This is a genomic window from Micromonospora sp. CA-111912 (assembly GCF_050948415.1).
GTDB lineage: Bacteria > Actinomycetota > Actinomycetes > Mycobacteriales > Micromonosporaceae > Micromonospora.
This window is the reverse complement of sequence record NZ_CP192007.1, coordinates 1,839,138-1,864,316: the sequence shown is the minus strand read 5'-3', so window position 1 is coordinate 1,864,316 and position 25,179 is coordinate 1,839,138. Positions and strand designations below refer to the sequence as shown.

Annotated in this window: 22 protein-coding genes; 11 read left to right on the top strand and 11 right to left on the bottom strand. The window is 74.6% G+C overall.

The window, feature by feature from the left end; genetic code table 11:
* Positions 1-7 precede the first annotated feature (7 nt).
* A complete protein-coding gene (locus tag ACQPZO_RS08545) occupies positions 8-304 on the top strand; it encodes a hypothetical protein (protein ID WP_433348577.1) in 297 nt (98 codons plus the stop codon).
* A gap of 80 nt (positions 305-384) precedes the next feature.
* On the opposite strand, the gene ligD is transcribed toward ACQPZO_RS08545, so the two are convergent.
* Positions 385-1,413 (bottom strand): non-homologous end-joining DNA ligase, encoded by a 1,029-nt coding sequence (gene ligD / locus ACQPZO_RS08540; protein ID WP_433348575.1) that lies wholly within the window; start codon positions 1,411-1,413, stop codon positions 385-387.
* Positions 1,414-1,460: 47 nt separating this feature from the next.
* Between ligD and msrB the strand changes: the two genes are divergently transcribed.
* From msrB to ACQPZO_RS08520, 4 genes are all read left to right on the top strand, one after another.
* Positions 1,461-1,868, top strand: a complete 408-nt coding sequence (gene msrB, locus ACQPZO_RS08535) for a peptide-methionine (R)-S-oxide reductase MsrB (protein WP_433348574.1) — start codon at positions 1,461-1,463, stop codon at positions 1,866-1,868.
* Between the two features lie 210 nt (positions 1,869-2,078).
* Positions 2,079-2,339 (top strand): Prokaryotic metallothionein, encoded by a 261-nt coding sequence (locus ACQPZO_RS08530; protein ID WP_161692252.1) that lies wholly within the window; start codon positions 2,079-2,081, stop codon positions 2,337-2,339.
* Positions 2,340-2,551: 212 nt separating this feature from the next.
* Complete coding sequence (locus tag ACQPZO_RS08525; RefSeq protein WP_433348571.1) at positions 2,552-3,007, top strand: GNAT family N-acetyltransferase; 456 nt, start codon at positions 2,552-2,554, stop codon at positions 3,005-3,007.
* Positions 3,008-3,135: 128 nt separating this feature from the next.
* Positions 3,136-4,233, top strand: coding sequence for a lytic polysaccharide monooxygenase auxiliary activity family 9 protein (locus ACQPZO_RS08520; RefSeq protein WP_433348569.1), 1,098 nt, complete (start codon positions 3,136-3,138; stop codon positions 4,231-4,233).
* A gap of 380 nt (positions 4,234-4,613) precedes the next feature.
* On the opposite strand, the gene hemQ is transcribed toward ACQPZO_RS08520, so the two are convergent.
* From hemQ to hemE, 3 genes are read right to left on the bottom strand one after another with little or no spacing between them, the layout of a single operon-like run.
* Positions 4,614-5,315, bottom strand: a complete 702-nt coding sequence (gene hemQ, locus ACQPZO_RS08515) for a hydrogen peroxide-dependent heme synthase (protein ID WP_433348567.1) — start codon at positions 5,313-5,315, stop codon at positions 4,614-4,616.
* Positions 5,312-6,721 carry a protoporphyrinogen oxidase gene (gene hemG, locus ACQPZO_RS08510; RefSeq protein ID WP_433348565.1) on the bottom strand — a complete coding sequence of 470 codons (1,410 nt, stop codon included), beginning with the start codon at positions 6,719-6,721 and terminating at the stop codon, positions 5,312-5,314. The genes hemQ and hemG overlap by 4 nt, the downstream gene beginning before the upstream one ends.
* 10 nt (positions 6,722-6,731) lie before the next feature.
* Positions 6,732-7,823, bottom strand: coding sequence for a uroporphyrinogen decarboxylase (gene hemE / locus ACQPZO_RS08505; protein WP_433348563.1), 1,092 nt, complete (start codon positions 7,821-7,823; stop codon positions 6,732-6,734).
* A gap of 134 nt (positions 7,824-7,957) precedes the next feature.
* Between hemE and ACQPZO_RS08500 the strand changes: the two genes are divergently transcribed.
* Positions 7,958-8,530, top strand: coding sequence for a DUF3000 domain-containing protein (locus ACQPZO_RS08500; protein WP_433348561.1), 573 nt, complete (start codon positions 7,958-7,960; stop codon positions 8,528-8,530).
* A gap of 120 nt (positions 8,531-8,650) precedes the next feature.
* On the opposite strand, the gene ACQPZO_RS08495 is transcribed toward ACQPZO_RS08500, so the two are convergent.
* Together ACQPZO_RS08495 and ACQPZO_RS08490 are read right to left on the bottom strand one after the other, a co-directional pair.
* Positions 8,651-9,589 (bottom strand): hypothetical protein, encoded by a 939-nt coding sequence (locus ACQPZO_RS08495; protein WP_433348559.1) that lies wholly within the window; start codon positions 9,587-9,589, stop codon positions 8,651-8,653.
* Positions 9,590-9,666: 77 nt separating this feature from the next.
* Entirely contained in the window at positions 9,667-10,908 is a 1,242-nt protein-coding gene (locus ACQPZO_RS08490; RefSeq protein ID WP_433348557.1) for a trypsin-like peptidase domain-containing protein, read from the bottom strand.
* A gap of 202 nt (positions 10,909-11,110) precedes the next feature.
* Between ACQPZO_RS08490 and ACQPZO_RS08485 the strand changes: the two genes are divergently transcribed.
* From ACQPZO_RS08485 to ACQPZO_RS08470, 4 genes are all read left to right on the top strand, one after another.
* Positions 11,111-12,433: a ribonuclease D gene (locus ACQPZO_RS08485; protein ID WP_433348555.1), complete on the top strand. Its 1,323-nt coding sequence runs from the start codon at positions 11,111-11,113 to the stop codon at positions 12,431-12,433.
* 261 nt (positions 12,434-12,694) lie between these two features.
* Positions 12,695-13,915 carry a thiolase family protein gene (locus tag ACQPZO_RS08480; RefSeq protein ID WP_433348553.1) on the top strand — a complete coding sequence of 407 codons (1,221 nt, stop codon included), beginning with the start codon at positions 12,695-12,697 and terminating at the stop codon, positions 13,913-13,915.
* Positions 13,912-15,981, top strand: coding sequence for a 3-hydroxyacyl-CoA dehydrogenase NAD-binding domain-containing protein (locus ACQPZO_RS08475; RefSeq protein WP_433348551.1), 2,070 nt, complete (start codon positions 13,912-13,914; stop codon positions 15,979-15,981). Before ACQPZO_RS08480 ends, ACQPZO_RS08475 begins: the two co-directional genes overlap by 4 nt.
* 154 nt (positions 15,982-16,135) lie before the next feature.
* Positions 16,136-16,837, top strand: a complete 702-nt coding sequence (locus ACQPZO_RS08470; protein WP_433348549.1) for a hypothetical protein — start codon at positions 16,136-16,138, stop codon at positions 16,835-16,837.
* A gap of 93 nt (positions 16,838-16,930) precedes the next feature.
* Here the strand turns inward: ACQPZO_RS08470 and ACQPZO_RS08465 are convergent, their stop codons facing one another.
* The 4 genes from ACQPZO_RS08465 to ACQPZO_RS08450 form a co-directional block, all read right to left on the bottom strand.
* The gene (locus ACQPZO_RS08465; protein ID WP_433348547.1) at positions 16,931-17,314 is read right to left on the bottom strand and encodes a VOC family protein; all 384 of its coding nucleotides are present in this window, start codon (positions 17,312-17,314) and stop codon (positions 16,931-16,933) included.
* 247 nt (positions 17,315-17,561) lie between these two features.
* Entirely contained in the window at positions 17,562-20,102 is a 2,541-nt protein-coding gene (locus ACQPZO_RS08460) for a malectin domain-containing carbohydrate-binding protein (protein ID WP_433348545.1), read from the bottom strand.
* Positions 20,103-20,540: 438 nt separating this feature from the next.
* Positions 20,541-21,725, bottom strand: coding sequence for a sensor histidine kinase (locus ACQPZO_RS08455; RefSeq protein ID WP_433350883.1), 1,185 nt, complete (start codon positions 21,723-21,725; stop codon positions 20,541-20,543).
* 71 nt (positions 21,726-21,796) lie between these two features.
* The gene (locus ACQPZO_RS08450; RefSeq protein ID WP_433348543.1) at positions 21,797-22,465 is read right to left on the bottom strand and encodes a response regulator transcription factor; all 669 of its coding nucleotides are present in this window, start codon (positions 22,463-22,465) and stop codon (positions 21,797-21,799) included.
* Between the two features lie 155 nt (positions 22,466-22,620).
* On the opposite strand from ACQPZO_RS08450, the gene ACQPZO_RS08445 reads away from it, so the two are divergent.
* Positions 22,621-23,817: a C39 family peptidase gene (locus ACQPZO_RS08445; RefSeq protein WP_433348541.1), complete on the top strand. Its 1,197-nt coding sequence runs from the start codon at positions 22,621-22,623 to the stop codon at positions 23,815-23,817.
* 16 nt (positions 23,818-23,833) lie between these two features.
* Here the strand turns inward: ACQPZO_RS08445 and ACQPZO_RS08440 are convergent, their stop codons facing one another.
* Complete coding sequence (locus tag ACQPZO_RS08440; protein ID WP_433348539.1) at positions 23,834-25,141, bottom strand: PQQ-binding-like beta-propeller repeat protein; 1,308 nt, start codon at positions 25,139-25,141, stop codon at positions 23,834-23,836.
* Positions 25,142-25,179 lie beyond the last annotated feature (38 nt).

The following is a 25,179-nucleotide window of genomic DNA, read 5'->3' as shown; positions in this document are numbered from 1 at the left end:
GGCTGTCATGGAGATCGCCCTCACCATGCTGATCATCGCTGTCGTGCTGCTGTTTGCCGCCCAGTTCGCCGGGACCCGGCAGGACCAGAGCACGCCACGACGGCTGGCCGAGATCGAGCGGCGCCTGCAACTGGTCATGGACCACCTCGGGGTGGTGGACGAGCGGCCGGGGCCGCCCGGGGTCCGCGAGCACCTGGCCCGGGGCGAGAAGCTCAAGGCGATCAAGGCGTACCGGGAAGCGACGGGCGTGGACCTGCGGACGGCCAAGGAGGCCGTGGAGGCGATGATGGGCCCGCTCCGCTGAGCCGGGTGCGTCAGCCGGCCGGGCGACGCAAGCGCCGGGCTGCCGGCGACGTGAGCGACCCGGCTTGTCAGCGCGGGCGGTCAGCGCGGGCGGTCGCGGTCCTTCGAGGGCTGGACCCGCTTCGGCTCGCCCGGCATCTTGGGGTGGTCCGGCGGGTACGGCATGTCACCCTGGCCCGCGGCGGCGTCCCGGTCGGCCCACTCCAGCAGCGGGGTGATGTCCCACGGGGCGTCGTCGATGCCCGCGTGCGGGTCGCCCCGCTCGGCCAGGCGGGCCGGGACGCTGCCCAGGTGGAACTCGTCCGGGTCCACGTCGGGCAGCTCGTCCCAGGTGACCGGGGTGGACACGGTGGCCCGGGAGGTGGCCCGCAGCGAGTACGCGCAGGCGATCGTGCGGTCCCGGGCCATCTGGTTGTAGTCGACGAAGACCCGCTCGCCCCGCTGCTCCTTCCACCAGGCGGTGGTGACCAGGTCGGGGCGGCGGCGCTCCAACTCCCGGGCCAACGCGATGGTGGCCCGCCGCACCTCGGTGAACGTCCACCGGGGCGCGATCCGCAGGTAGACGTGCACGCCCCGGCCGCCGGAGGTCTTCGGCCAGCCGGTCGCGCCCAGCTCGTCCAGCAGGGCTCGCACCTCGGCGGCGGCGGCCGCCGCGTCGACGAAGTCGGTGCCCGGCTGCGGGTCGAGGTCGATCCGCAGCTCGTCGGGGTGGTCGACGTGGCCGGCGCGCACCGGCCACGGGTGGAACACGACGGTGCCCATCTGGGCGGCCCAGGCCACGTGGGCGAGGTCGGCCGGGCAGAGCTCGTCGGCCGTCCGGCCGCTGGGGAAGCTGATCCGGGCGGTGCGCACCCACGGCGGCACGCCCCGGCTGGGCACCCGCTTCTGGAAGAACATCTCACCGGCGATGCCGTCGGGGAAGCGTTGCAGCGTGGTCGGTCGGTCCCGCAGGGCGCGCAGGATGCTCTCGCCCACCGCGACGTAGTAGCTGAAGACATGCGCCTTGGTGAAGCCCCGCTCCGGGAAGATCACCCGGTCCGGGCTGGTCAGCCGAACCATGTGACCGGCCACCTCGATCTCCGTGGCCGTTGCCTTCGTGGTGCTGCCCATCCCGAGACCATATGCCACGGCACCGACACCCGACGTACCGTTGTCGGGTGAGTCTTGACGAGAACGAACTGCCCAGGACCGAGGACGAGTGGCGGGTCCGGCTGAGCCCGGAGGAGTTCCGGGTGCTGCGCGAGGCCGGCACCGAGCCCGCATGGACCGGCGAGTACGTGGACACGAAGACGCCCGGCGTCTACCACTGCCGTGCCTGCGGGGCACAGCTGTACCCCAGTGACACGAAGTTTGACTCGCACTGCGGCTGGCCGAGCTTCGACGACGCGATCCCGGGCGCGGTGCGGGAGATCGAGGACAACAGCCACGGCATGCGGCGTACGGAGATCCGCTGCGCGCGCTGCGACAGTCACCTCGGCCACGTCTTCCGCGGCGAGGGGTTCACCCCGAAGGACACCCGGCACTGCGTGAACTCGGTCTCCGTCCGGCTGGAGCCGCAGGCCTGAGCCGCGGACGCCCGCCGTCCGGGCGGGACGGGTCAGCGCAGCGCGCCTGATCACGTCGTCCTCCGAGGTTCGAGGCTTCCACCAGGCACAACGCCCGACACGCCGGCCCGACACGCCGCCGGAACGGCCGGCTTCGGCCGTTCCGGCCGCCCGGATCGGGCCGCTGCCGCACGCTGGGGGCCACATGTTCTCTTCTCGGGGGGTTCGGCCATGGCGACGTGCGAGGTCTGCGGCAACGACTACTGGATGGCGTTCGAGGTACGCACGGTCAGCGGCGACGTGCACACCTTCGACTGCTTCGAGTGCGCGGCGCACCGGCTGGCGCCGATCTGCGAGCACTGCCAGGTCAAGATCGTCGGCCATGGGGTCGAGGTCTCGGGCCGCTTCTTCTGTTGCGCCCACTGCGCCCGGCAGGAGGAGGGCGACCGGGGCGCGGAGATCCGCGACGCCGTCGGCGCCCGCCCCCGCTGACCGGGGACAGCGACCGCCCGCGCCCGCCGCCGCCCGCCCCCGCTGAGCGGGCACAGCAACCGCCCGCCCCCGCTGAGCGGGCACGGCGACCGCCCGTGCCCGCTGACCGGTGACGGTGCGCGTCCGCGCCCGCCGACACCGGAGGCCACCCCAACCGGCCGCCGGGAAGGGGCCACCGCCTCCCGGCTGGCGCGGGCACCTACCATCGCCGGATGCCGCCGCAGACCGTCGAGGCCCGACTCGCCTCCTTCGCCGAGCTGGACGCCCGCACCTTCCATGACCTGCTCCGACTCCGCATCGACGTGTTCGTGGTGGAGCAGGCGTGCCCGTACCCGGAACTGGACGGCCGCGACGTCGAGCCGGGCACCCGGCATCTCTGGCTGGCCCGCGACGGCGCCGTCCTGGCGTACCTGCGAATTCTGGCCGACCCCGACGGTGTTGCGCGGATCGGCCGCGTGGTGGTGGCGCCGGACGCCCGGCGCGGCGGGTACGCCGGCCGACTGATGGCCGAGGCCCTGGCCGTGGTGGGCGACCGGCCGTGCGTGCTGGAGGCGCAGTCCCACCTGACCGGCTTCTACGCCCGGCACGGCTTCGCCGCCAGCGGGCCCGAGTACGTCGAGGACGGCATCCCGCACACCCCGATGCGCCGGGAAAGCGCCATCCATTGACATAAGTGAATTGCTGTGGAAATCTGCGCAGGCAGGAGCCGCCGCGGGATCAGCACGAGCCGGCACGGGAGGGGCAACTCCCGCCGTCCGGGCGTCGTCGCAGTCCGACCTCTCACCCGGAGGCTCCCATGTCCACCCCCGTCCGCAGGCGTTCCACGCCGCGCCTGGCAGCCTGGCTGCTCGCCGCCGGCGCGGCCGTCGCGCTGCTGCTCACCACCGCCCTGGCGAACCCCGCGTCCGCCCACGGCTCGGTCGTCGACCCCGCGTCCCGCAACTACGGCTGCTGGCAGCGCTGGGGCAGCGACTTCCAGAACCCGAACATGGCCACCCTGGACCCGATGTGCTGGCAGGCCTGGCAGGCCGACCCGAACGCCATGTGGAACTGGAACGGCCTGTTCCGCGAGGGCGTCGCCGGCAACCACCAGGCCGCCATCCCGGACGGCCAACTGTGCAGCGCCGGTCGCTCCTCCAGCGGCCGGTACAACGCGCTCGACACCGTCGGCGCGTGGAAGACCGCGCCGGTGACGAACAACTTCCGCATCAAGTTCTACGACCAGGCCAGCCACGGCGCCGACTACATCCGGGTGTACGTGACGAAGCAGGGCTTCAACGCGCTCACCAAGCCACTGGCCTGGGGCGACCTGGAACTGGCCGGCCAGATCGGCAACACCCCGGCGTCGCAGTGGACGCCGGAGGCGCAGGGCGTGTCGATCCAGGTGCCGGCGAACGCGCCGGGCCGCACCGGCCGGCACATCGTCTACACCATCTGGCAGGCCAGCCACCTGGACCAGTCGTACTACCTGTGCAGCGACGTGGACTTCGGCGGCGGCGGCCCGACCACCCCGCCGACCACCACCCCGCCCACCACGCCGCCGACGACCACCCCGCCGACGACGACCCCGCCCACCACGCCCCCGGCGACGGGTCGCTGCAACGCGACCTACCGGGTCACCAACTCCTGGACCGGCGGGTTCCAGGGCGAGGTCGAGGTGACCGCCGGCGCGTCGGCGATCAAGAGCTGGACGGTGACCTGGACGTACGCCAACGGCCAGCAGGTCAGCTCGTCGTGGAACGCCACCGTGACCAGCAGCGGGTCCACGGTGACCGCCCGCAACGTCGCGTACAACGGGGCGCTGGCCGCCGGGGCGAAGACCGCCTTCGGCTTCATCGGCTCCTCGACCGGCACCAACACCGCGCCGACGCCCACCTGCACGGCAACCACCTGACCCCCTCCCCCACCGACCAGCCGAACACGACCCACCCGGACCGACAGGACCACACCCCGCACGGGCAAGATCGCGCCTGAACACGGAACTAGTGGCCACCCCTTGGCCGGGTGGCCACTAGTTCCGTGTTTTAGCGGGGACGGGCCGGCGCGGCGCAGGCGGCGCGGCGCAGGCGGCGCGGCGCAGGCGGCGCGGCGCAGGCGGCGCGGCGCAGGCGGCGCGGCGCAGGCGGCGCGGCGCAGGCGGCGCGGGGACGGGCCGGCGCGGCGCAGGCGGCGCGGGGACGGGCCGGCGCGGGGCGGGCGGCGCGTGCCAGGCGGCGCGGGGCGGGCGGGCTGGGCGGGCGGCGTCAGGTGTCGTGGCGGGGGCGGGGGTGGCGCTCAGACCAGGCAGGAGACGATGTCGGCGATCGGGCGGCGTCGGCCGGTGTAGAAGGGGATCTCCTCCCGGACGTGCCGGCGGGCCCGGGAAGCCCGCAGGTCGCGCATCAGGTCGACGATCCGGTGTAGTTCGTCGGCCTCGAAGGCGAGCATCCACTCGTAGTCGCCGAGGGCGAACGAGGCGACCGTGTTGGCCCGCACGTCCGGGTAGCCCCGGGCCATCTTGCCGTGCTCGGCCAGCAACTCGCGCCGCTCGGCGTCCGGCAGCAGATACCACTCGTACGAGCGGACGAACGGGTAGACGCACGTGTACGCCCGGGCCTCCTCGCCGGCCAGGAACGCCGGAATGTGGCTCTTGTTGAACTCCGCCGGCCGGTGCAGCGCCATCTGCGACCACACCGGGGTCATCGCCCGGCCGAGCGTGGTCCGGCGGAACCGCAGGTACGCGTCCTGGAGCGCGTCGCTGGACGACGAGTGCCACCAGATCATCAGGTCGGCGTCGGCGCGCAGCCCGGCCACGTCGTACGTGCCGCGGACCGTCACGTCCTTGCCGGCCAGCTCCTCGAAGAGGGCCTCGACCTCGCCGGTGACGTTCTCGCGTAGTGACGGCAGCGGGCTGGTGGCCCGGTACACCGACCACATCGTGTAACGGATGCTGTCGTTCAGCTCCCGCAGCCGGTTCGCGTTGGTCTGCTCGGTCATGCTACCGATCCTCCCAGTGCTGTAATGATCTCTTCGGCCGCCGTCGCGCCGGAGCGGACGCAGACCGGGATGCCGACGCCGTCGTAGCCGGCGCCGGCCAGGGCCAGCGTCGGGTGCGCGCCGCGCAGCGCCGCCCGGGCGGCGGCCACCCGGTCGGGGTGTCCCGGGGTGTACTGCGGCAGCGCCCCGCCCCACCGCTGCACGTGGCTGGCCACCGGCGCGGGCAGCGGCGCGGCCAGCACCGTCGACAGCTCCCGGTGCACCGCCGCCACCAGGTCGGCGTCGGTGACCTGGAGGGACGCCTCCTCGCCGTACCGGCCGACCGAGGCGCGCACCAGGGCCAGCCCGTCCGGTCGGGCGAGGTGCCCCCACTTGGTGGTGAAGAACGTCGACGCCTTGATCAACAGCCCCTCGGTGGCCGGCACCAGGAACCCGGACAGCGCCGGCAGCGCCGGCTCGGGCAGGGCCAGGGTGACCAGCGCGACGCTGGCGTAGTCCAGCGCGCCGACGGTCGCGGCGGTCTCCGGCGCGATCCCGGCCAGCAGCCGGGCGGCGGGGCGGGCCGGCACGGCCAGCACCACGGCGTCCACCTCCACCGACTCCGGGTCGCGGGTCGGGCCGACGGTCAGCTGCCAGCCGGTCGCCGTCGGGGTCAGTTCGCGTACCGCCGCGTCCCGGCGGATCGTCGCCCCGCCGGCCGTGGCGGCGGCCTCGACCAGCCGGCTCAGCCCGCCGGCCAGGGTGCCGAAGACCGGGGTGCCGGGGGCGCGCGGCGCGGCGGCCTGCGCGGCCCGGACCGCGCCGACCAGGGTGTGCTCCGTGCGGGCCGAGTGGGCCAGCGCCGGCATCGTGGTGACCAGGGACAGGTCGTCGGCCCGGCCGGCGTAGACGCCACCGAGCATCGGGTCCACCAACCGGTCCACCACCTGGTCGCCGAGCCGGGAGCGGACCAGCGCCCCGACGGAGACGTCCGCGCCGGGGGCCAGCAGCGGGCGGCCGGTGTCGCGGTCGGCGTCCGCGTCCGGCTGTGCGACCGTCGTCACCTGCGCCAGATCCCCGGGTACGCCCACCAGCGTCCCGCCCGGGATCGGGCGCAGCCCGCCGTCGACCGCGAGGGCGGCCTGCCCGACGGTGGGGTGCACGATCTCGTCGGCCAGCCCGAGCCTGCGGGCCAGGGCGACGGCGGCGGACTCCCCGCCGGCCGGGTCGCGCATCAGGAACGACTCGGCGCCGAACTCGACCGGCTGCCCGGCCAGCTCGCCGGTGCGCAGCTTGCCGCCGAGCGCGCCGGACTGCTCGTACACGGTGATCTCGGTGCCGGCGGGCGCGCGGTCCCGCAGCCGCACGGCGGCGGCCAGCCCGGTGATCCCGCCCCCGACGATCGCCACCCGCCACGGTTGCCGCACGGTCACTCCCTCACTCCGCCGGACGCGCGGACACCTCGTGCACCAGCGCGACCACCCTGGTCAACACGTCCGGATCGGTCTCCGGCAGCACGCCGTGACCGAGGTTGAACACGTGGCCGGGGGTGGCCCGGCCCTCGGCGAGGATCCGCCGCACCTCGGCCTCCACCACCGGCCACGGGGCGAGCAGCACCGCCGGGTCCAGGTTGCCCTGCACGGCCCGGTCGGCGCCGATCCGGCGGGTCGCCACGTCCAGCGGGGTACGCCAGTCCACCCCGACCACGTCGGCCCCGGCCTCGCCCATCGCGCCGAGCAGCTCGGCGGTGCCCACCCCGAAGTGGATCCGGGGCACCCCGGCGTCGGCCAGCCCGGACAGCACCTTCGTCGAGTGCGGCAGCACGTACCGCCGGTAGTCGGCCTCGGACAGCGCGCCGGCCCACGAGTCGAACAGCTGCACCGCGGACACCCCGGCGTCGACCTGCACCCGCAGGAACGCGCCTGTCACGTCGGCCAGCCGGGCGCAGAGCGCGTGCCACAGCTCCGGCTCGCCGTACATGAGGGCCTTGGTCTTCGCGTGGTTGCGCGACGGGCCGCCCTCGACCAGGTAGCTGGCCAGGGTGAACGGGGCGCCGGCGAAGCCGATCAGCGGGGTGTCGCCCAGCTCGGCGACGAGCAGCCGGACCGCGGAGTCCACGTAGGAGACGTCGTCGCGGGTGATCGGCCGGATCCGCTCGACGTCGGCGGCCGTGCGCACCGGCTCGGCCACCACCGGCCCGGTGCCCGGGACGATGTCCAGGTCCACCCCGGCGGCGGCGACCGGGACCACGATGTCGCTGAACAGGATCGCCGCGTCGACCCGGTGTCGGCGCACCGGCTGGAGGGTGATCTCGGCGACCAGGTCGGGGCGGCGACAGGACTCCAGCATCCCCACGTTCTTGCGGATCTCGCGGTACTCCGGCAGCGACCGGCCGGCCTGGCGCATGAACCAGACCGGGGTGCGCGGGCCGTCCTCGCGCCGGCAGGCCCGGACGAACGGGGAGTCGGCCGGTCCGCCGCGGCGGGGTTCTCCGTCTCGGGCGGCAGTGCCCGTGGTGTCGGTGGTCATCGCGGCAATCGTGCCACGCCGCCGATGCCCGTCCCCCACCCCCGCCACCTTTTGTGACCCACTCCCGTCCGGCGGGGCTGGCTGTCGGCGTGCCGTTTCCGGCAGCCGGGCAGCAGGCGGCATAGGCTGCCCGCATGGCCCCCCCGATCGCGCTTCCGGAGACCTTCGCCCGCGCGGTCGCCGGGCTGCGGTCGGCCGCGCCCCGGTCGGAGATCGCCCTGGAGGAGGTCGGCGCACCGCAGCGGCTCGCGCCGTACGCGTTCGCGCTCTCCGCGACGGTGCTGCGCGACGACGACGAGGTCGCCACCGGGCGGTTGATCCTGCTGCACGACCCGGCCGGGCACGAGGCCTGGCAGGGCACCCTGCGGCTGGTCACCTACGTCACGGCGGAGCTGGAGGCCGACCTGGCCACCGACCCGTTGCTGCCCGGGGTGGGCTGGACCTGGCTGACCGACGCGCTGGACGTCCACGACGCCCCGCACCGGGCGATCGGGGGCACGATCACCCAGACGATGTCGACCCGGTTCGGTGACCTGGCCGGGCCGCCGACCGTCGCCGACATCGAGATCCGGGCCTCCTGGACGCCGCTCGGCGAGGACCTGACCCCGCACCTGCTGGCCTGGTGCGCGCTGCTCGCCTCGACGGCGGGCCTGCCGCCGCCCGGGGTGACCGCCCTCCCGGAGCGCCGCCCGGCCGGCGCCGCCTGACCCACCGGGCCCGGCACGGCGAGCCCGCCGGGCGGCGGGGACGGGAACGGAGACGACGCGGGCCGCGCCCACCGGACCGGGGTCCGGTGGGCGCGGCCCGGGCGGGCGCACCTGTCAGAGTCAGAGGTAGTCCTCGGCCTCGTCGCAGACCTTGTTCATCCCCTGGGTGGCCTTGTCGTACGCGGCCTTGTTGTTCGCCGCCGCCGCGGTCAGCGCGGTGGTGAGCTTGTCCAGGCAGGTGGCGATGACCTTCTTCTGCCGGGCCTGCTCGTCACGGTCGTTGCGGGTGCCGGTGAGGTCCTGCTCGGTGTTCGAGAGCTTGTCCCGCACGCCCTGCAGGTCCTTCTTGAGCTTGTCGATCTCGGTCTTGTTCGCCGTGATCGTCCCGTCCCGCTCGCTGACCTGAGCGGTCAGCCGCTGCTCCGTGCGGTCCAGCTCGTTGCCTTTGGTCACGTAGAGGCCGGTCATCACGCCGCCGAGGACGAAGAGCAGCCCGGCCACCAGGGCCAGCACCAGCACGCTGCGTCGGCCCTTGCCCGGGGAGGGCGCCGCCGGGCCGTACGGCGGCACGCCGGGTGGGCCGGACATCGGGGGGCCGAAGCCCGGACCGGAGGCCGGGGGCACCGACATCGGCTGGGCGTACCCCGGGGTGGAGACCTGCTGCCCGAACGGCGGGGCGGACTGCGGCGCCTGCTGGCCGTAGGCCGGCGCGGGCGGGGCCGACTGCGGCGGCTGCTGACCGTAGGCCGGCGCGGGCGGGGCGGACTGCGGGGCGCCGTACTGGCCCGGCTGCGGGGCCCCGTACTGGCCCGGCTGCTGGGCGCCGTACTGGCCCGGCTGCTGCGGCGGCTCCGCCGAGGGCTGCGGGGCGCCGTACTGGCCGAACTGCTGCGTCGGCTCCGCCGGGGGCTGCGGGCTGCCGTACTGGCCGGGGGTGAACTGCCGGGTCGACTCGGCCGGATGGCCGGTCGGGCCGTACTGCTGGGGCACGGGCTGGCCGGGGCCGGCCGGCGGCGGGTAGGGCGGCTGGCCCCCGGACCCGCTCGGTGGCTGGGACATATCTCATCCTCCAGGTGACTGGCCCGCGGCCGGACGACGGCGACGGACCGGGCTGGTACGAGGCAACGACGGCCGGTTCAGCAGATCCGGAAGCCGTCGCAGGCGACCTTGATGGGTACGGCGAGGCCGATGCCCTCGGCATCGCGGGCCTTGGCGGTGGCGATCCCGACGACCTGCTTCTGGCCGTTGATCACGGGACCACCCGAGTTGCCGGGGTTGATCGGGGCATCGAACTGGATGACCGGACCCGAGCCCTGCTTGGCCTCGCGGAAGGCGCTGACCACGCCGGTGGTGACGCTGTCCTGGAGACCGAGCGGGGCGCCGACCACGACGATCTGCTGGCCGGACTTGACCGCCGCGGACGCCGTGACCAGGCCGGTGAACTTGCTCGTGGTGCGTAGGTGGGCGACGTCGTTGGCCTCGTCGACCTTGACGATCGTGGCCGGATAGCGCTGATCGGTGCGTTCCAGGAAGACCTCCCGGCCGCCGCTCTCCCAGACCGACTCCACCACGTGGAAGTTGGTGAACAGGTTCGTCCCGCCGCCGCTGGCCGGCTTGCCGACCGCGAACGCGGTGCCGGTGAACTGCCCGGCCCGGACCCGGAACACGCTGGGCAGCACGGCGCTGGCCACCGCCTCGGGGTTGAACTGGGCCCCGGCCTGCCTCTCCAGGGTCTGGGTCCGCTGGTCGAGGTCGTCGAGTCGGGTGCCGTCGCCCTGCTGCGCGGCGGCCTGCCGCTGGTCGGTCCCGGAGAGCCGGTCGGAGAGCCGGTGGATCTGGTACGCCTGCACGCCCGCCACCAGGGCCAGCACCACGGCCAACCCCAGCGTGACCAGGGTCAGCGCGCGGCCCCGGGCGGGCCGGGCGGGCGGGGTCGGGGCGGGCCAGCCGGGGGCCGACGCGCCCTGCGGCGGGTACGCCGGGCCGGGGACCGAGGGCGGCGCAACCGGGCCGGCGGGCGGGGCCGGCTGCTGCCCGTGCACCGGTGGGTACTGCCCGGGAACCGGCGCCGGCCCACCCCACTGGCCGGCGTTCGGCGGCGGAGCCCAAGCGGCCTGACCAGGGACGGGGGCCTGACCGGGAACGGGGGCCTGACCAGGGACAGGGGCCTGACCGGGAACGGGGGCCTGACCGGGGATTGCGGGCGGCGGGTAGGGGGCGGCGGTGCCTCGGGGCGGGACGATCCGTGGCGGCAGCGGGCCGGGCCGGGCCGGGCCGTCCCATGCCTCGGCGGTACGGGCCGGGTCCGACCAACCGCCTCCGGAACCGTCGTCGGGTCCCTGTCCCGCGCCTGTCGGACCGTACCCAGCCGTCGTCATCGCCACGACCTCCCCGTAGACGCCCCCGTTGCCCCCGCCGACGCGGGTTCGTCACCGGTCGGCGGCCCGAAGACCGTACCTGCGCTGTCGCGCTTTGTCTCCCCCGGTGTCCGACCCTGCCATGTCGGGTCAAGTCGCCGGCGCCGACACACGCCCTACCCGGCTGCGCGCGCCGGATCCCCCGGCGCACTAGGGTTGTCAGGTGACCGACGAACCACCCCTGCGCCGTCGGGCCGCCGAAAGCCGTACCGGAGACGCGCCGCGCCACCCGCCGTCGGCCGCGCCGGAGCCGGTGGACGCGGGGCCCGAACCGACCGGCAGCGAGCCCGTGCCACTGACCGCCCCCCGCGACGGCACCCCCCTGCCGGTGGCCACCGAGGCCGAGCTCGCCGAGGTGGTGGCCCGGTTCGCGGCCGGCACCGGCCCGGTGGCCCTGGACGCCGAGCGCGCCTCGGGGTACCGCTACAGCCAGCGCGCCTATCTCGTCCAGCTACGGCGGGCCGGTGCGGGCACGGCGCTGATCGACCCACTGCCGCTGCCCGACCTGAGCACCCTGGACGCGGCGATCGCCGACGTCGAGTGGGTGCTGCATGCCGCCAGCCAGGACCTGCCCTGCCTGGCCGAGTTGGGGCTGCGCCCGCGGCGACTGTTCGACACGGAACTGGCCGCTCGGCTGGCCGGATTCGAGCGGGTCGGCCTGGCCGCGCTGACCGAGCAGCTGCTCGGCTTCACCCTGGAGAAGCACCACTCGGCTGCGGACTGGTCGAGCCGGCCGCTGCCGGAGTCGTGGCTCACCTACGCCGCCCTGGACGTGGAGATGCTCACCGACCTGCGCGACTCCCTCGACGCGGAGCTGGCCCGGCAGGGCAAGTCGGCCTGGGCGGCGGAGGAGTTCGCCGCCCTGGTGCGAAACGGCGCCCGCCCGCCCCGGGTCCGCGCGGAGCCGTGGCGGCGCACCTCGGGCATCCATCGGGTGCGCGGCGCCCGTGCCCAGGCCCGGGTCCGTTCCCTCTGGTACGCCCGGGACCAGATCGCCTCCCGCCGGGACGCCGCGCCTGGCCGGGTGCTGCCGGACTCGGCGATCGTGGCCGCCGCGGAGCTGGACCCTGTGGACGAGAAGACCCTGCTCACCCTGCCCGGGTTCGGCGGCCGGTCGGTGCGCCGGCTGGCCCGCACCTGGCTGGCGGCCCTCGACGACGCCCGGCAGTTGCCGGAGGACGCGCTGCCGGTCACCCCGGCGGTGGAGGGGCCGCCCCCGCCGCACCGGTGGGCTGAGCGGGACCCGGTGGCCGCCGGCCGGCTGGCCCGGTGCCGGGAGGTGGTGGTCCGGATCGCCGGCGCGCACACCCTGCCGCCGGAGAACCTGATCACCCCGGACTCCGTCCGCCGCCTCGCCTGGACCCCGCCGGACGAGGTCACCGAGGACACGGTGGCCGAGACGCTGCGCGGCTTCGGCGCCCGCGAATGGCAGATCACCCTCCTGACCAACGACCTGACCCCAGCCCTGGCGCCCCCGACCCCCTGACCCGCTTTTCCCGTTGATCAAGAGGTTTGCGTCATTGGAGTAGCCGCCCCTGACGCAAACCTCTTGATCAACGGGGCGGGGCGGGGCGGGGGTGGGACGCCCGCAGGGGTGGGTGTGGGGTGGGACACAGCGGGGTGGGTGCCGGGCGTGGTTACTGGCGAGTAGCATCCGAGGGACCACGCCCGTGCCGGCGACCTTCATCCGGTCCGTAGTGCCGCCTGTCGGCGCGGAGGCCGGATTTTGGTCGATAAGGAGGCTCAAGTGCCCCGTGAAGTCCGGGATGTCGTCTTCGTCGACGGCGTCCGCACCCCGTTCGGCAAGGCGGGTGGCATGTACGCCAACACCCGCGCCGACGACCTGGTGATCCGCTGCATCCGCGAGCTGCTGCGCCGCAACCCGCAGCTTCCGCCGGAGCGGGTCGAGGAGGTCGCCATCGCCGCCACCACCCAGATCGGCGACCAGGGCCTCACCATCGGCCGCACCGCGGCCCTGCTGGCCGGGCTGCCCAAGACCGTCCCCGGCTTCGCCATCGACCGGATGTGCGCCGGGGCGATGACCGCCGTCACCACCGTGGCCGGCGGCATCGCCATGGGCGCGTACGACATCGCGATCGCCGGCGGCGTCGAGCACATGGGCCGGCACCCGATGGGCGAGGGCGTCGACCCCAACCCGCGAATCGTCGCGGAGAAGCTGGTCGACCCGTCCGCGCTGGTCATGGGCGCCACCGCGGAGAACCTGCACGACCGGGTCCCGCAGGTCACCAAGGACCGCGCCGACGCGTTCGCGCTCGCCTCGCAGCAGAAGACGGCGAAGGCGTACGCCAACGACAAGCTCCAGGGCGACCTGGTGCCGATGGCGATCCGCGACGCCGACGGCGGCTGGGGGCTGGCAGGAGTCGACGAGGCGCCCCGGGATACCTCGCTGGAGAAGCTCGCCACCCTCAAGACCCCGTTCCGCCCGCACGGCAAGGTCACCGCGGGCAACGCCGCCGGCCTGAACGACGGTGCCACCGCGAGCCTGATCGCCGCCGAGGACACCGCCCGCGAGCTGGGCCTGCCGATCGCCATGCGGCTGGTGTCGTACGGCTTCGTCGGCGTCGAGCCCGAGGTGATGGGCGTCGGCCCGATCCCGTCGACCGAGAAGGCGCTACGCATCGCCGGCCTGAGCATCGACGACATCGGACTGTTCGAGCTGAACGAGGCGTTCGCCGTGCAGGTGCTCGCCTTCCTCGACCACTTCGGCATCGCCGACGACGACCCCCGGGTCAACCCGTGGGGCGGCGCGATCGCCGTCGGCCACCCGCTCGCCTCCTCGGGCGTGCGGCTGATGACCCAGCTCGCCCGGCAGTTCGCCGAGCATCCCGAGGTCCGCTACGGCCTCACCGCCATGTGCATCGGCATCGGCATGGGCGGCACGGTCATCTGGGAGAACCCGAACTGGACCGGTTCCGCCGCCGAGGCTGCACAGGAGGGCAACAAGTGAGCGCGCTCGCCGCACCGAACGAGGTGGTCACCAGGGCGCTGCTGCGCCAGGTGAACGTGCCGGGGCTGGACCGGCCGGCCGCCCTGATCACCCTGGACAACGGCTTCGACCACACCAAGCCGAACAGCTTCGGCCCGGGCGGGCTGACCAGCCTGGACGAGGCGATCACCGCCGCCCTCGCCGCCGACCCGGCGTTCGTCGCGGTCACCGGGAAGCCGTACATCTTCTGCGTCGGGGCGGACCTCACCAGCCTGCCGCAGCTCGCCGACCGGGAGCAGGCCCTGGAGATCGGCCGGCTCGGCCACCGGGTCTTCGCCCGGCTGAAGGACAGCCAGGTCCCGACGTTCGCCTTCGTCAACGGCGCGGCGATGGGCGGCGGCCTGGAGCTGGCCCTGCACTGCCACTACCGGACCCTGTCCGGCGGGGCCTCCGCGCTCGCGCTGCCCGAGGTCTCCCTCGGGCTGGTCCCCGGCTGGGGCGGCACCCAGCTCCTGCCGAACCTGATCGGCATTCCGGCCGCGACCCAGGTGATCCTGCAGAACCCGCTGATGCAGAACAAGATGCTCAGGCCGAAGCAGGCCGCCGAGCTGGGCATCGCCGACGTACTGCTAGAGCCGGCGGACTTCCTGGAGCGGTCCCTGGAGTGGGCCGCCGGCGTGGTCCGCGGCGAGGTCACCGTGACCCGGCCCGAGGTCGACAAGGACATGTGGGCCGGCGTGCTGTACTTCGCCCGGCAGACGCTGGACCAGCGGCTGCACGGCGCGGTGCCGGCCGCGTACCGGGCGCTGGACCTGCTGGAGACGGCGAAGGACGCGGACTTCGCGACCGGCACCGCCGCCGAGGACGAGGCGCTGGCGGACCTGGTCTTCTCCGAGGAGCTACGCAGCGGGCTGTACGCGTTCGACCTGGTACAGCGGCGGGCCAAGCGGCCGGCCGGCGCGCCGGACAAGGGCCTGGCCCGCCCGGTCACCAAGGTCGGCATCGTCGGCGCCGGCCTGATGGCCAGCCAGCTCGCGCTGCTGTTCGCCCGCCGCCTCCAGGTCCCGGTCGTCATGACCGACCTGGACCAGGCCCGGGTCGACAAGGGCGTGGCCTACGTGCACACCCAGATCGAGAAGGCCGTCAGCAAGGGCCGGATGGACAAGGGCACGGCCGCCAAGCTGTACGGCCTGGTCGGCGGCTCGGTCGACAAGGCCACGTTCGCGGACGCCGACTTCGTCATCGAGGCCGTGTTCGAGGACCTGAACGTCAAGAAGCAGGTCTGGGCCGAGCTGGAGAAGATCGTCTCCCCGGAGGCGGTGCTCGCCACCAACACCTCGTCGCTGTCGATCACCGCTATGGCCGAGGAACTGGAGCACCCGGAGCGGGTGGTCGGCTTCCACTTCTTCAACCCGGTCGCCGTGCTGCCGCTGCTGGAGATCGTCCGGGGCGAGCGCACCGACGACGCCACCCTGGCCACCGCGTTCGCGGTCGGCAAGCAGTTGAAGAAGTCGTCGGTGCTGGTCTCCGACGCCCCGGCGTTCGTGGTGAACCGGCTGCTCACCCGCTTCCTCGGCACCGTCTTCGCCGCCGTGGACGCGGGCACCCCGCTGGACGTGGCGAACGCCGCGCTGGACCCGCTGGGCCTGCCGATGCGCCCGCTCGCCCTGCTCCAGCTCGTCGGCCCGGCCGTGGCGTACCACGTGGGCGGCACGCTGCACACGGCGTTCCCGGACCGGTTCGCCGTCAGCGAGAACCTGAAGCGGATCGCCGAGGCGGGCCAGCCGATCGTGGTCGACGACCAGATCAACGACGAGGTGGCCAAGCTGCTGGTGGTCGGCGACGCGCCGCTGACCGCCGAGCAGGTGCGGCAGAACGCGCTGGACGCGCTGGCGCAGGAGATCCGGCTGATGCTCGACGAGGGCGTCGTCGCGGAGGCGCAGGACATCGACCTGTGCATGATCCTCGGCGCCGGCTGGCCGTTCCACCTGGGCGGCGTCACGCCGTACCTGGACCGGACCGGCACCAGCGAGCGGGTCACCGGCCGGCGGTTCCTGCCGCTCGGGGCGGCCAGCCTGCCCGCCTGACCGATCCCGCTCCCCCGCGACCGCGGTGGCACGGGCGTCCCCCGGGGCGCTCCGGCCACCGCGGTCGTCGTTTCAGCCGGCGGACGGGGCAACGGCTGTCGGACCGGCTGGCTACGATCACCGCTCCTGATCCACTGTTTGGAGCTGACTGAACATGTCCCAACCGGGCGACCCCTACCCGAACCAGCCGCAGCAGCCGTACGGCGAACAGCCCGCCCCGCAGCAGGGCGGCTACCCGCCGGCCGGCCAGCCGTACGGCGCGCCGCTGCCGCCAGCGCCGAAGAAGTCCAAGACCGGCAAGATCGTGCTGATCGTCCTGGCCGTGGTGCTGGTGCTCTGCTGCGGCGGCGGGGCGATCACCTGGTTCGCCGTCAAGGACGACGTGAGCGACGCGGTCGAGGCCACCAACACCCGGGTGACCGCCCCGGCCACCCTCGCCGGCCGACCGAAGGCCACCGAGCCCGAGCTCCAGGCGGTGGTGGACGGGATGATCGCCGAGATGAAGTCCACAGTGCAGAACGAGACCAGCACCGCCGGGGCGGTCTACGGCGACCCGGCCAAGAAGGACCTGGTGATGATCGCCGCGGCGTCCGGCCTGGTGACCGACCCGAAGAAGGAACTGGACGAAGCGTTCAGCGGCCCCGACCTGACCATGAGCAACGTCGCCGCGGTGGACCCGGGCCCGCTGGGCGGCGAGGCGCGCTGCGGCGACAGCGAGAGCGAGGGCATCAAGCTGGGCATCTGCGCCTGGGCCGACAAGGGCAGCGTCGGCATGATCGTGATGTACTTCAAGACCGGCGCCCAGGCGAAGGCCGAGTTCGTCACCATGCGCGGCCAGATCGAGCAGCGCTCCTGAGCCACGCGTGACACGGGCCCCCTCCGCCGTCGCGGCGAAGGGGGCCCGTCCCGTCGGGCGGGTCACGCCGTCGCGGCCCGCCCGCTCCGGGCGTCAGGCCGTCGCAGCCCGCTCGGCGGCGCTGCGCAGCACGCAGAACTCGTTGCCCTCCGGGTCGGCGAGCACCACCCAGCCGGCGCCGTCCGGCTGCCGCCGGTCGTCCACCTGGGTGGCGCCGAGGTCGACCAGCCGCTCGACCTCGGCATCCCGGGGCCGGTCGGCGGGCTCCAGGCACAGGTGGACCCGGTTCTTCACCGTCTTGTCCTCCGGCACCTGAATGAAGAGCACGGTCGATCCGTCCGGGGTGAGCACCATCGCCTCCGGGTCACCGGGGAAGTCGTCGGGCTGCCGTTCGGAGCCGAACACCTCCGCCCAGAAGCCGGCCAGCGCGTAGGTGTCGTGGCAGTCGAAGCTGATGTTCCTGATCCGTGCGCTCACGGTTTTCCTCCATGAAGGAGTGGGGCGCCCCGCGTGATCGGCAGAAGGTCAGCGGCGGGTGAGGCGGGGCGCGGGACTGGTCGTGGACATCAACCGCACCTCCCTCCGGCCGTCGGGCTGACGCGGCCGATCCTGCCAGCCTCCACCGGTCCGGGCAACGCCTTTCCGGCGTACCCGGGAAAGGGCCCGGCCCGGCCCCGCGCGGACGCGGGACCGGGCCGGGACGCCCCCGTGGTGCGACGGGGGTCTACGGGCCGACGAAGACGGCCTTGGCGCGCCAGTCGACCCCGTCCACGGCGGGGCCGCTGACGGTGGTGAACGCGCCGGTGGGCACGCCGCCGGCCCACGCGGTCGAGGCGAGCGCGCCGGTCGAGCGGCTGACCTGGTACAGGGTGCCGCCGGCCAGGAGGACCGAGCCGGTGTCGGCGAATCCGGTCACCCCCGCGACGGTGAACTTGTCGGCGCCGACCGCGCCGCTGTCCGGGGTGAACCAGCGCCAGTACAGTCCACCCTGGCCGGCGAGGGTGTAGTAGAGCCGGCCGGCGGTGTAGAACATGCCGGTGACGTTCGCGATCTCGGGGTAGAAGTTGCTGTTCACCCCGACGTAGGTCTGACCCTCCGGCCCGGAGTCGGTCTCCACCGTGTCCCAGTACGCGTCGTGGTACGGGTCGACGAGGCTGGGCGTGCCGAAGGTGGTCCCGTCGAAGGTGCGCCGCTGGAGCGCGCCGTTCGTCGCGTAGAACAGAGTGCCGCCCACCCAGAACGCGCCCCTGGCCGTGGACCACGCGGTGTTGTCCGGGTTGGCCACCGGGGTCGCGGCACCGACCGTGGCCGCCCCGTCGTACGCGCGGGACTGCACCTCGTTGCCCGTGCCGGTGGGCGGCGGGCCGGTCTTGACGATCTCGATGGCGTTGACGAGCGGGTTCTCCACCACGTGCCCGAAGTCGATGTCGACGCTGCCGTCGCTGACGATCGTGAACGACCGCATGGTGCCGACGTTGTGCCCGGGCGTGACCGCCAGGTCGAGGTTGTCCAGGACGAGGGTGCCGTCGAGGGTCACGTCGAAGACCCGCTTGCCGGGGGTCGAGGTGCCGGCGTACCGGTTGGCGAGGTAGAGACGGACCTCCACCTCGGTGCCGGCCGGCACCGGAAGGTCCCACTGCATCTCCGGGGCGGCCGCGGCGTCGTACCGCTCGGTGTCGAACAGCCCGGCCGGGGTGCCGGCCGGGACGGTGGCGTCCAGGCTGCCGACGGCGGCGTAGCCCGCGGTGCTGCTGCCGGCGTTGTGGTAGGCGCTCGGGTTGCCGGAGTCGTCGGCGCTCCAGTCCGGACCGCCGGTGGTGGACGCGACGGCGGGGCCGCCGGCGTTCACCCGGTGCAGCACGTGGGTGGGCACCGGAACCCCGGCCTGGTACACGCTGCCGGGCAGGCCGGCGGTGGTGGTCGGGTGCGGGGCGTTGCCGCCGGTCAGCGGGAAGAACGCGATCCGCTCCCGGCGGTAGGTGAAGTTGCCGATCCAGGACTGGTCGGAGCCGAGCCAGATGCCCTGCGGGGTGACCAGCAGTTCGGCCACGCCGTAGCCGCGCGGGTGCCGGCCGGGGTTCCAGGACAGCGGCAGCCCGTTGCCCGGGTCGAGGGCGGCGATGCTGGCCCGGCCGATGGCGCCGGCCTGCGCGGAGTCGCCGCCGAGGCTGTTGTTCAGCCAGCGCAGGTGCCCGCCGACGTAGACGGCCTGCTCGCTGATTCCGACGGAGAGGAAGGTGTCGCCGCCGGAGTAGTTGGCCCAGGTGGGCTGCTGGGCGTCGCCGGTCGCGGCGGCCTCCCAGCGGGCGGCGCTGTCGCACAGCGATCCGGCGTGCGCCCCGCCGGTGGTGACCACCACGAAGTAGCTGCCGTCGGGGGCGAAGGCCACGTCCCGCATGTACGAGTCGAACGCCCAGTACGAGCAGCGCGGGGTGTACCGGCTGGTGTTCCAGTCGGCGACGGTGGCGGCGGTGGCGCCGAGGTCCAGCTTCACGATCTGGTCGTGCAGCACCCCGTCGGCCTTCTTGAAGTTGCCGATCACCACGAGCTGGGTGCCGTCCGGGGAGAGCGCGAGCTTCTCCGCGCCGACGCCGGCCTTGGCCCCGCTCACCCCGTCGTAGTTGTGGTTCTCGGTGAGGGTGGTGGTGAGGTAGCCGTCCAGTGCGCCGGTGGTGGCGTTGAGCGAGGCGAGCCCGCCGCGCGGGTTGGCGTTCCCGGCGGTGGTGAAGATGCCGCCGACGAGCAGCCGGTTGCCGGCCAGGGCGACGTCGTCGATCAGGCCGTTGAACGCCGGCCCGGCGAAGCTGGTGACCGTGGCCCCGGTGGCGACGTCGACCAGGGCCACCTTGCGCCGGGTGACGCCGTTGACCGTGTTGAACTTGCCGGCCAGGTAGACGGTGCCTGCGGTCGGGCCGGCCGTCACCGCGTTCACCTCGTTGTCGACGGTCGGCGCGAACGCGGTGTCGACCGCTCCGGTGGCCTTGTCGAAGGCGAGCACGTAGTCACGGGTGATGTCCACGTCGGAGTTGCGGTTGCGCACCTTGCTGAACGATCCCGCCGCAATGATCTTCGTACCGGCGTCGTGGATGGCGAACACCGTGCCGTCCTGGATGTTCGGCGACGCGGCCGACGGGACGGTGGAGACCACGGTGGGGTGGCCGGGCGCGGCGTTCGCCGGGTCGGCGACGGCGAGGCCGGCGACGGTCAGCGCGGCGGCGGCGAGCGTCGCCAGGGTTCGGCGGGCCAGGGCCGAGGGGTGGGTCACGGGCAACTCCCGAAGCGCGTCGGACGGGGGGTGGCCGCGGGCGCCGGACGGCCTGAGGCGCGGCCGGTCCTGGGCGCACCGCGTGGGACATGGCGCCACCACACCTTGGCCTATCGGCCGGCGGTCGTCCAGCACGGGTGGCGCATTGTGCCCGACCGCCCGGCGGCTCTGCCCGACCGCGCGGCCCCGCCGGCCGACTGCCCGGCGCGGCCCGGCCACCTGACCCCGCCCGGCCCGCCCACCCGGCACCCGCCGTGCCTGGTCAGCCGGGCCGGGCACACGAAAAGCTGAGCGCCGGGTGGGCCCGAGCGACGTGCCGCCGGGCCGGCGGGGCGTGGTGCGGCCCTGGCCGCCCGCCGACGTGCCGCCGGGCCGGCGGGGCGTGGTGCGACCCCGGCCGCCCGCCGACGTGCCGCCCGCACCTGCGGGACGGGGCCGTCACCGGTCGGTCGTGAGCCGCCCACCGCCGTGGGCCGGGCCGGTCAGCACCGGCGTGGCGTCGGCGGCGGGCAGGGTCACCGTGACCTCAAGGCCGCCGCCCGGCTGGGCGACGACCCGCACGGTCCCGCCGTGCGCGTCGCAGACCGCCCGGACGATGGACAGGCCCAGCCCGGAACCCCGGGCCCCGGTGCGTTCCTGCCCGCCCCGGCGGAACGGCTCGAACAGCCCCGGCACGTCGGCCTGGCTGACCTCGAACCCGGTGTTGGCGACGACCAGCCAGGACGAGCGGCCGTCCGTGCCGGTGCGCACCCGGATCAGGCCGTGCAGGTGGTTGTAGCGGACCGCGTTCTCGATCAGGTTGCCGGCCAGCCGGTCCAGCAGCCCGGGGTCGCCGACGACCGGGGCCGGCTCCAGGGACGTCTGCACCCGCAGCCCGATCCGCTCCATCTCCCGGCGCATGGCCGAGAGCGCGTTGACGGTGCCGGTGGCCAGGTCCCACTCGGTGCGTCGGCCCAGCCGCCGGCCGGCCTGGGCCTCGCTGCGGGCGAGCACCAGCAGCGCGTCGACCAGCCCGTTGGCCCGCTCGGAGGCGTCCCGGACCACGGTGGCCATCCGGCGGTACTCGGCGGCGTCCGCCTCGTCGTCGCTGAGCGTCACGTCGATCTCGGTCCGCATCACCGCCAGCGGGGTGCGCAGTTCGTGCGAGGCGTTGGCCACGAAGCGCCTCTGCGCCTCGAACGCGGCGGCGATCCGGTCCAGCATGGCGTCGAACGTCTTGGCCAGCTCGGCCACCTCGTCGTCCGCCCCGGACCAGCCGATCCGCTGGTCGAGGGTGGCCTCGCCGAGCCGCTGGGCGGTCGCGGTGACCTGGTGCAGCGGGCGCAGCGCCCGCCCCGCCACCGCGTACGCGCCGGCCACCCCGACCACGCTGATCGCCAGCAGCGCCACCAGGCCCTTGGCCAGCAGCTCGTTCGACGCCGCGTCGACGAGCTGCTGCTGCCACTGCCCGGCGTCGAGCAGCCGACCGTCGGCCAGCAGCACGGTGGTGCCGGGGACCAGCTCGTCGGTGGGGCGCAGCGCGTCGCGGACCAGCAGCCAGGCCAGCAGCACCAGGATCGCCCCGGCGCCCACCAGCAGCACCCCGTTGAGCAGGGTGAGCCGCAGCCGCAGGGTGGGTCGCAGCCGGACGGCCGGGCGGCGCAGCGCCGGCCAGGGCAGGGTGCGACGGCGGGCGGCGGGGCGGGGCGGGGCGCTCACGCCGATCCCTCGGCGGTGCGGTAGCCGGCGCCGACGACCGTCTCGATCAGCGGCGGGTCGCCCAGCTTCTTGCGCAGGGTCATCACGGTGACCCGGACGATGGTGGTGAACGGGTCGGTGTTGGCGTCCCAGACCCGTTCCAGCAGTTCCTCGCTGGATACCACCGCCCCGCGCGCCTTGAGCAGCTCGGCCAGCACCCCGAACTCCTTGTTCGTCAGGTCGACCGGCACGCCGCCCCGGGTCACCAGCCGGCGGGCCGGGTCGAGCACCAGGTCGGCGACGGCGAGCACCGGCGGGGCCGCCGGGGTGGCCCGCCGGCCGAGCGCCTGCACCCGGGCCACCAGCTCGTCGAAGGCGAACGGCTTGGGCAGGTAGTCGTCCGCGCCGAGCTGCAACCCCTCGACCCGGTCGGCGACCGTGCCGCTGGCGGTGAGCATGAGCACCCGGGTCAGGGTGCCGGAGGCGGCCAGCTCGGCGCAGATCTGGTCGCCGTGCATGCCGGGCAGGTCCCGGTCCAGCACCACCACGTCGTACCGGGTGACGAAGGCCATCTCGTGGCCCGAGTTCCCGTCGTAGGCGACGTCGACCGCCATGCCGCGCTTACGCAGCCCACGCGCGATCGCGTCGGCGAGGTTGCGCTCGTCCTCGACCACCAGTACCCGCATACCCGACCTCCCGGCTGACCTGCCGACAAACCTAGTGCCGGCCACCAAACCGGCGTCGCGCCGCCCGCGCCGCCGGCAATCCCGCCGCGGGCGTTGCAAAAAACCTTCAGGTACGGGATGCTTCCCGGCGCTGATCTGCGGCGGAGGGAGCGGCGATGACCGGACCGGACCTAACCACCCGGCGGGACGTCGTCCACCGGCGCTTCCGGCTCCCGGCCGACCTGGCCGCCGGGGCCGGCGACGGGGTCCGCGCGGACGCCGCCGGCGCGGTCCTCGCCGCCCCGACCGGCCGGCTCGCCCACCCCGACGACCCCACCCGCCGGTACGACACGGCGAGCTGGACCTCGCCGCCGGTGTCCACCGGGTTCGCCGTCGCCGAGGTGGTCCCCTCCTGGGCCGCCGACACCCCCGACGGCTGCGGCATCCTCGTCGAGCTGCGCGGCTGGCACGCCGACGCCCCGGCCACCGGCTGGTACCAGCTGGCCCGCTGGGCCGCCGACGACGAGCCCTTCGGCCGCACCTCCGTGCCCGGCCAGCAGGACGCCGACGCCCGGGTGGACACGGACACCCTGGTCGTCACCGGCGCGACGGTCACCGGCTGGCAGGCCCGGGTGACGCTGCTGCGGCCGGCCGGCGGCACCGCCACCCCGGTGCTGCGCGCGCTCGGCGCGGTCGCCTCCGGCGCCCAGCCGGCCACCCCGATCGGCACGCACCGGGCCACCGAGGGCGACCGGGCCGGCTGGGGCCGGACGCTGGACGTGCCCCGGTACTCGCAGCGGCTGCTCGGCGGGCAGGAGGGGCGCTGGGGTGGCGGCGGGGACTCCTGGTGCAGCCCGACCAGCGTCTCGATGGTGCTGGACCACTGGGGCGCCGGTCCGGCCCCCGACCGGTACGCCTGGATCACGCCGCCCGGCCCCCGGCCGGTGGTGGTGCACGCCGCCCGGCACTGCTACGACCCGGCCTTCGACGGGGCGGGTAACTGGTCGTTCAACACGGCGTACGCCGGCGAACACGGGGTGGACGCGTTCGTCACCCGGCTGCGGTCGCTGGCCGAGGCCGGGGCGTTCGTGGCGGCCGGGGTGCCGCTGGTGCTCTCCGCCGCGTTCCGCCGGGGCGAGGTGCCGGGGCTGGACTACGACACCAGGGGGCACCTGGTGGTGCTGGTCGGGTTCACCGCCGACGGCGACCCGGTGCTCAACGACCCGTACGCCCCGGACGACGTCGGCGTGCGCCGCACGGTGGGCCGGGACCGGTTCGAGGCCGCCTGGCTGGGCGGCAGCGGCGGGATCGTCTACGTCATCCGGCCGCCCGACGTGCCGCTGCCCCCGCCGCCCGCCCAGCCCAACTGGTGACTCCGCTCCGAGGGCGTCACCGGGGCAGCCGCCACCAGCCGAACGTCCCGCTCAGGTGGCGGCAGAGCAGGTCCCGGCCGCTGGAGTAGCAACTCTCCACCGAGCCGGGCAGCACGTCGAGCCACCGGGCCCCCGCCCGCGCCGGGTCCAGCTCGGCGACGAGCAGCCCGCCCTCCCGGGTGCGCCGGGTGCCGAACAGCGGCCCGTCCGGTTCCTGGTTGGGCACGCGCTCCCAACGCCCCAGCTCGGCGATCGTCCGTCCGGTGGCGGCGTCCAGCACGGCGAACTCCACGGCCGCCAGGCGGTCGTCGGCGGCCACGAGAAGCCGGTCGCCCCGGACCGCGACGAGCCACTGCCAGCGCGGGTTGACCCACCTGGGCCGGCGCGTCGCCGGGTCGAGCGCCGACAGCCCGGCTTCCGGACTTCCGACGCAGAGCAGGTCGCCGCACTCCGTGAGGTACGCGGCCGGGGACAGGTCGAGTTCCCAGCGCCGGTCCAGCGCGTCCAGCCCGTACGCGGTGACCCGGCTGCCGTTACTGACCCTGTCGTGGGCCGTCATCAGCAGCAGGTCCCCGGCAAAACCGGCGCTCTGGTCTTCCGGTGACCCGCCCGGACGTGGATCGCCAGCGCGGAGGACCGCCCCGGAACCGGCGTCCCGCACCTCGATCCGCCCGGACTCGGGAATCAGCACGATCTCGTCGATCTCCGCGCCCCGGTAGTGGTAGGCCGTCCTGCCCCGGTCCACCGGCGCCGACCACCGGGGCTGCCCCGACGACAGGTCGACCACGCGCAGCGGGTCCGTCGTCTCGTCGCCGCCCCCGACAAGGAGCAGCCCGTCGCCGACGGTGGGAGCCGGTAAGCCGGGAAGCCGCCACCGTTCCCGCCCGGTCGCCGCGTCCAGCGCGACCGTCTCGACCACCCGGCCGTCCTGGCCCCCGCCCCCGGTGATCAGCACGAGCCCGCCGTGCTCCTGCACCTGGAACTGCCTTTCCCCGCCGGGCACCGAGGTGCGCCACAGCGGTCGCAGGGCGCCACCCGCGGCGGCCGGCGTCGCGTAGACGGTCACCCCCCGTGTCCCGCCAGCGCCCGGCGTCTCCGGGTCCACCACGTACAGCCGGCCGCCGACGACGCGGACCTCGCGGCCGAGCCCGCCGGGGACGACCGCCGAGGCGGTTCGCGCGACCGGCGCGGACGTGGCCAGGGTGAGCAGGGCGACGGCCCCGGCCAGGGCCGCCCGCAGCGGCCGGCCCACCGCCCGGGGCGGGCGGGGCGGCGGGTCCGGCTCGACGTCGCCGCGCAGCTCACCAAGGTCGATGACGGTCACTGGTGTTCCTCCCCGAGCTGGCTGCCGGCCGACGGTCG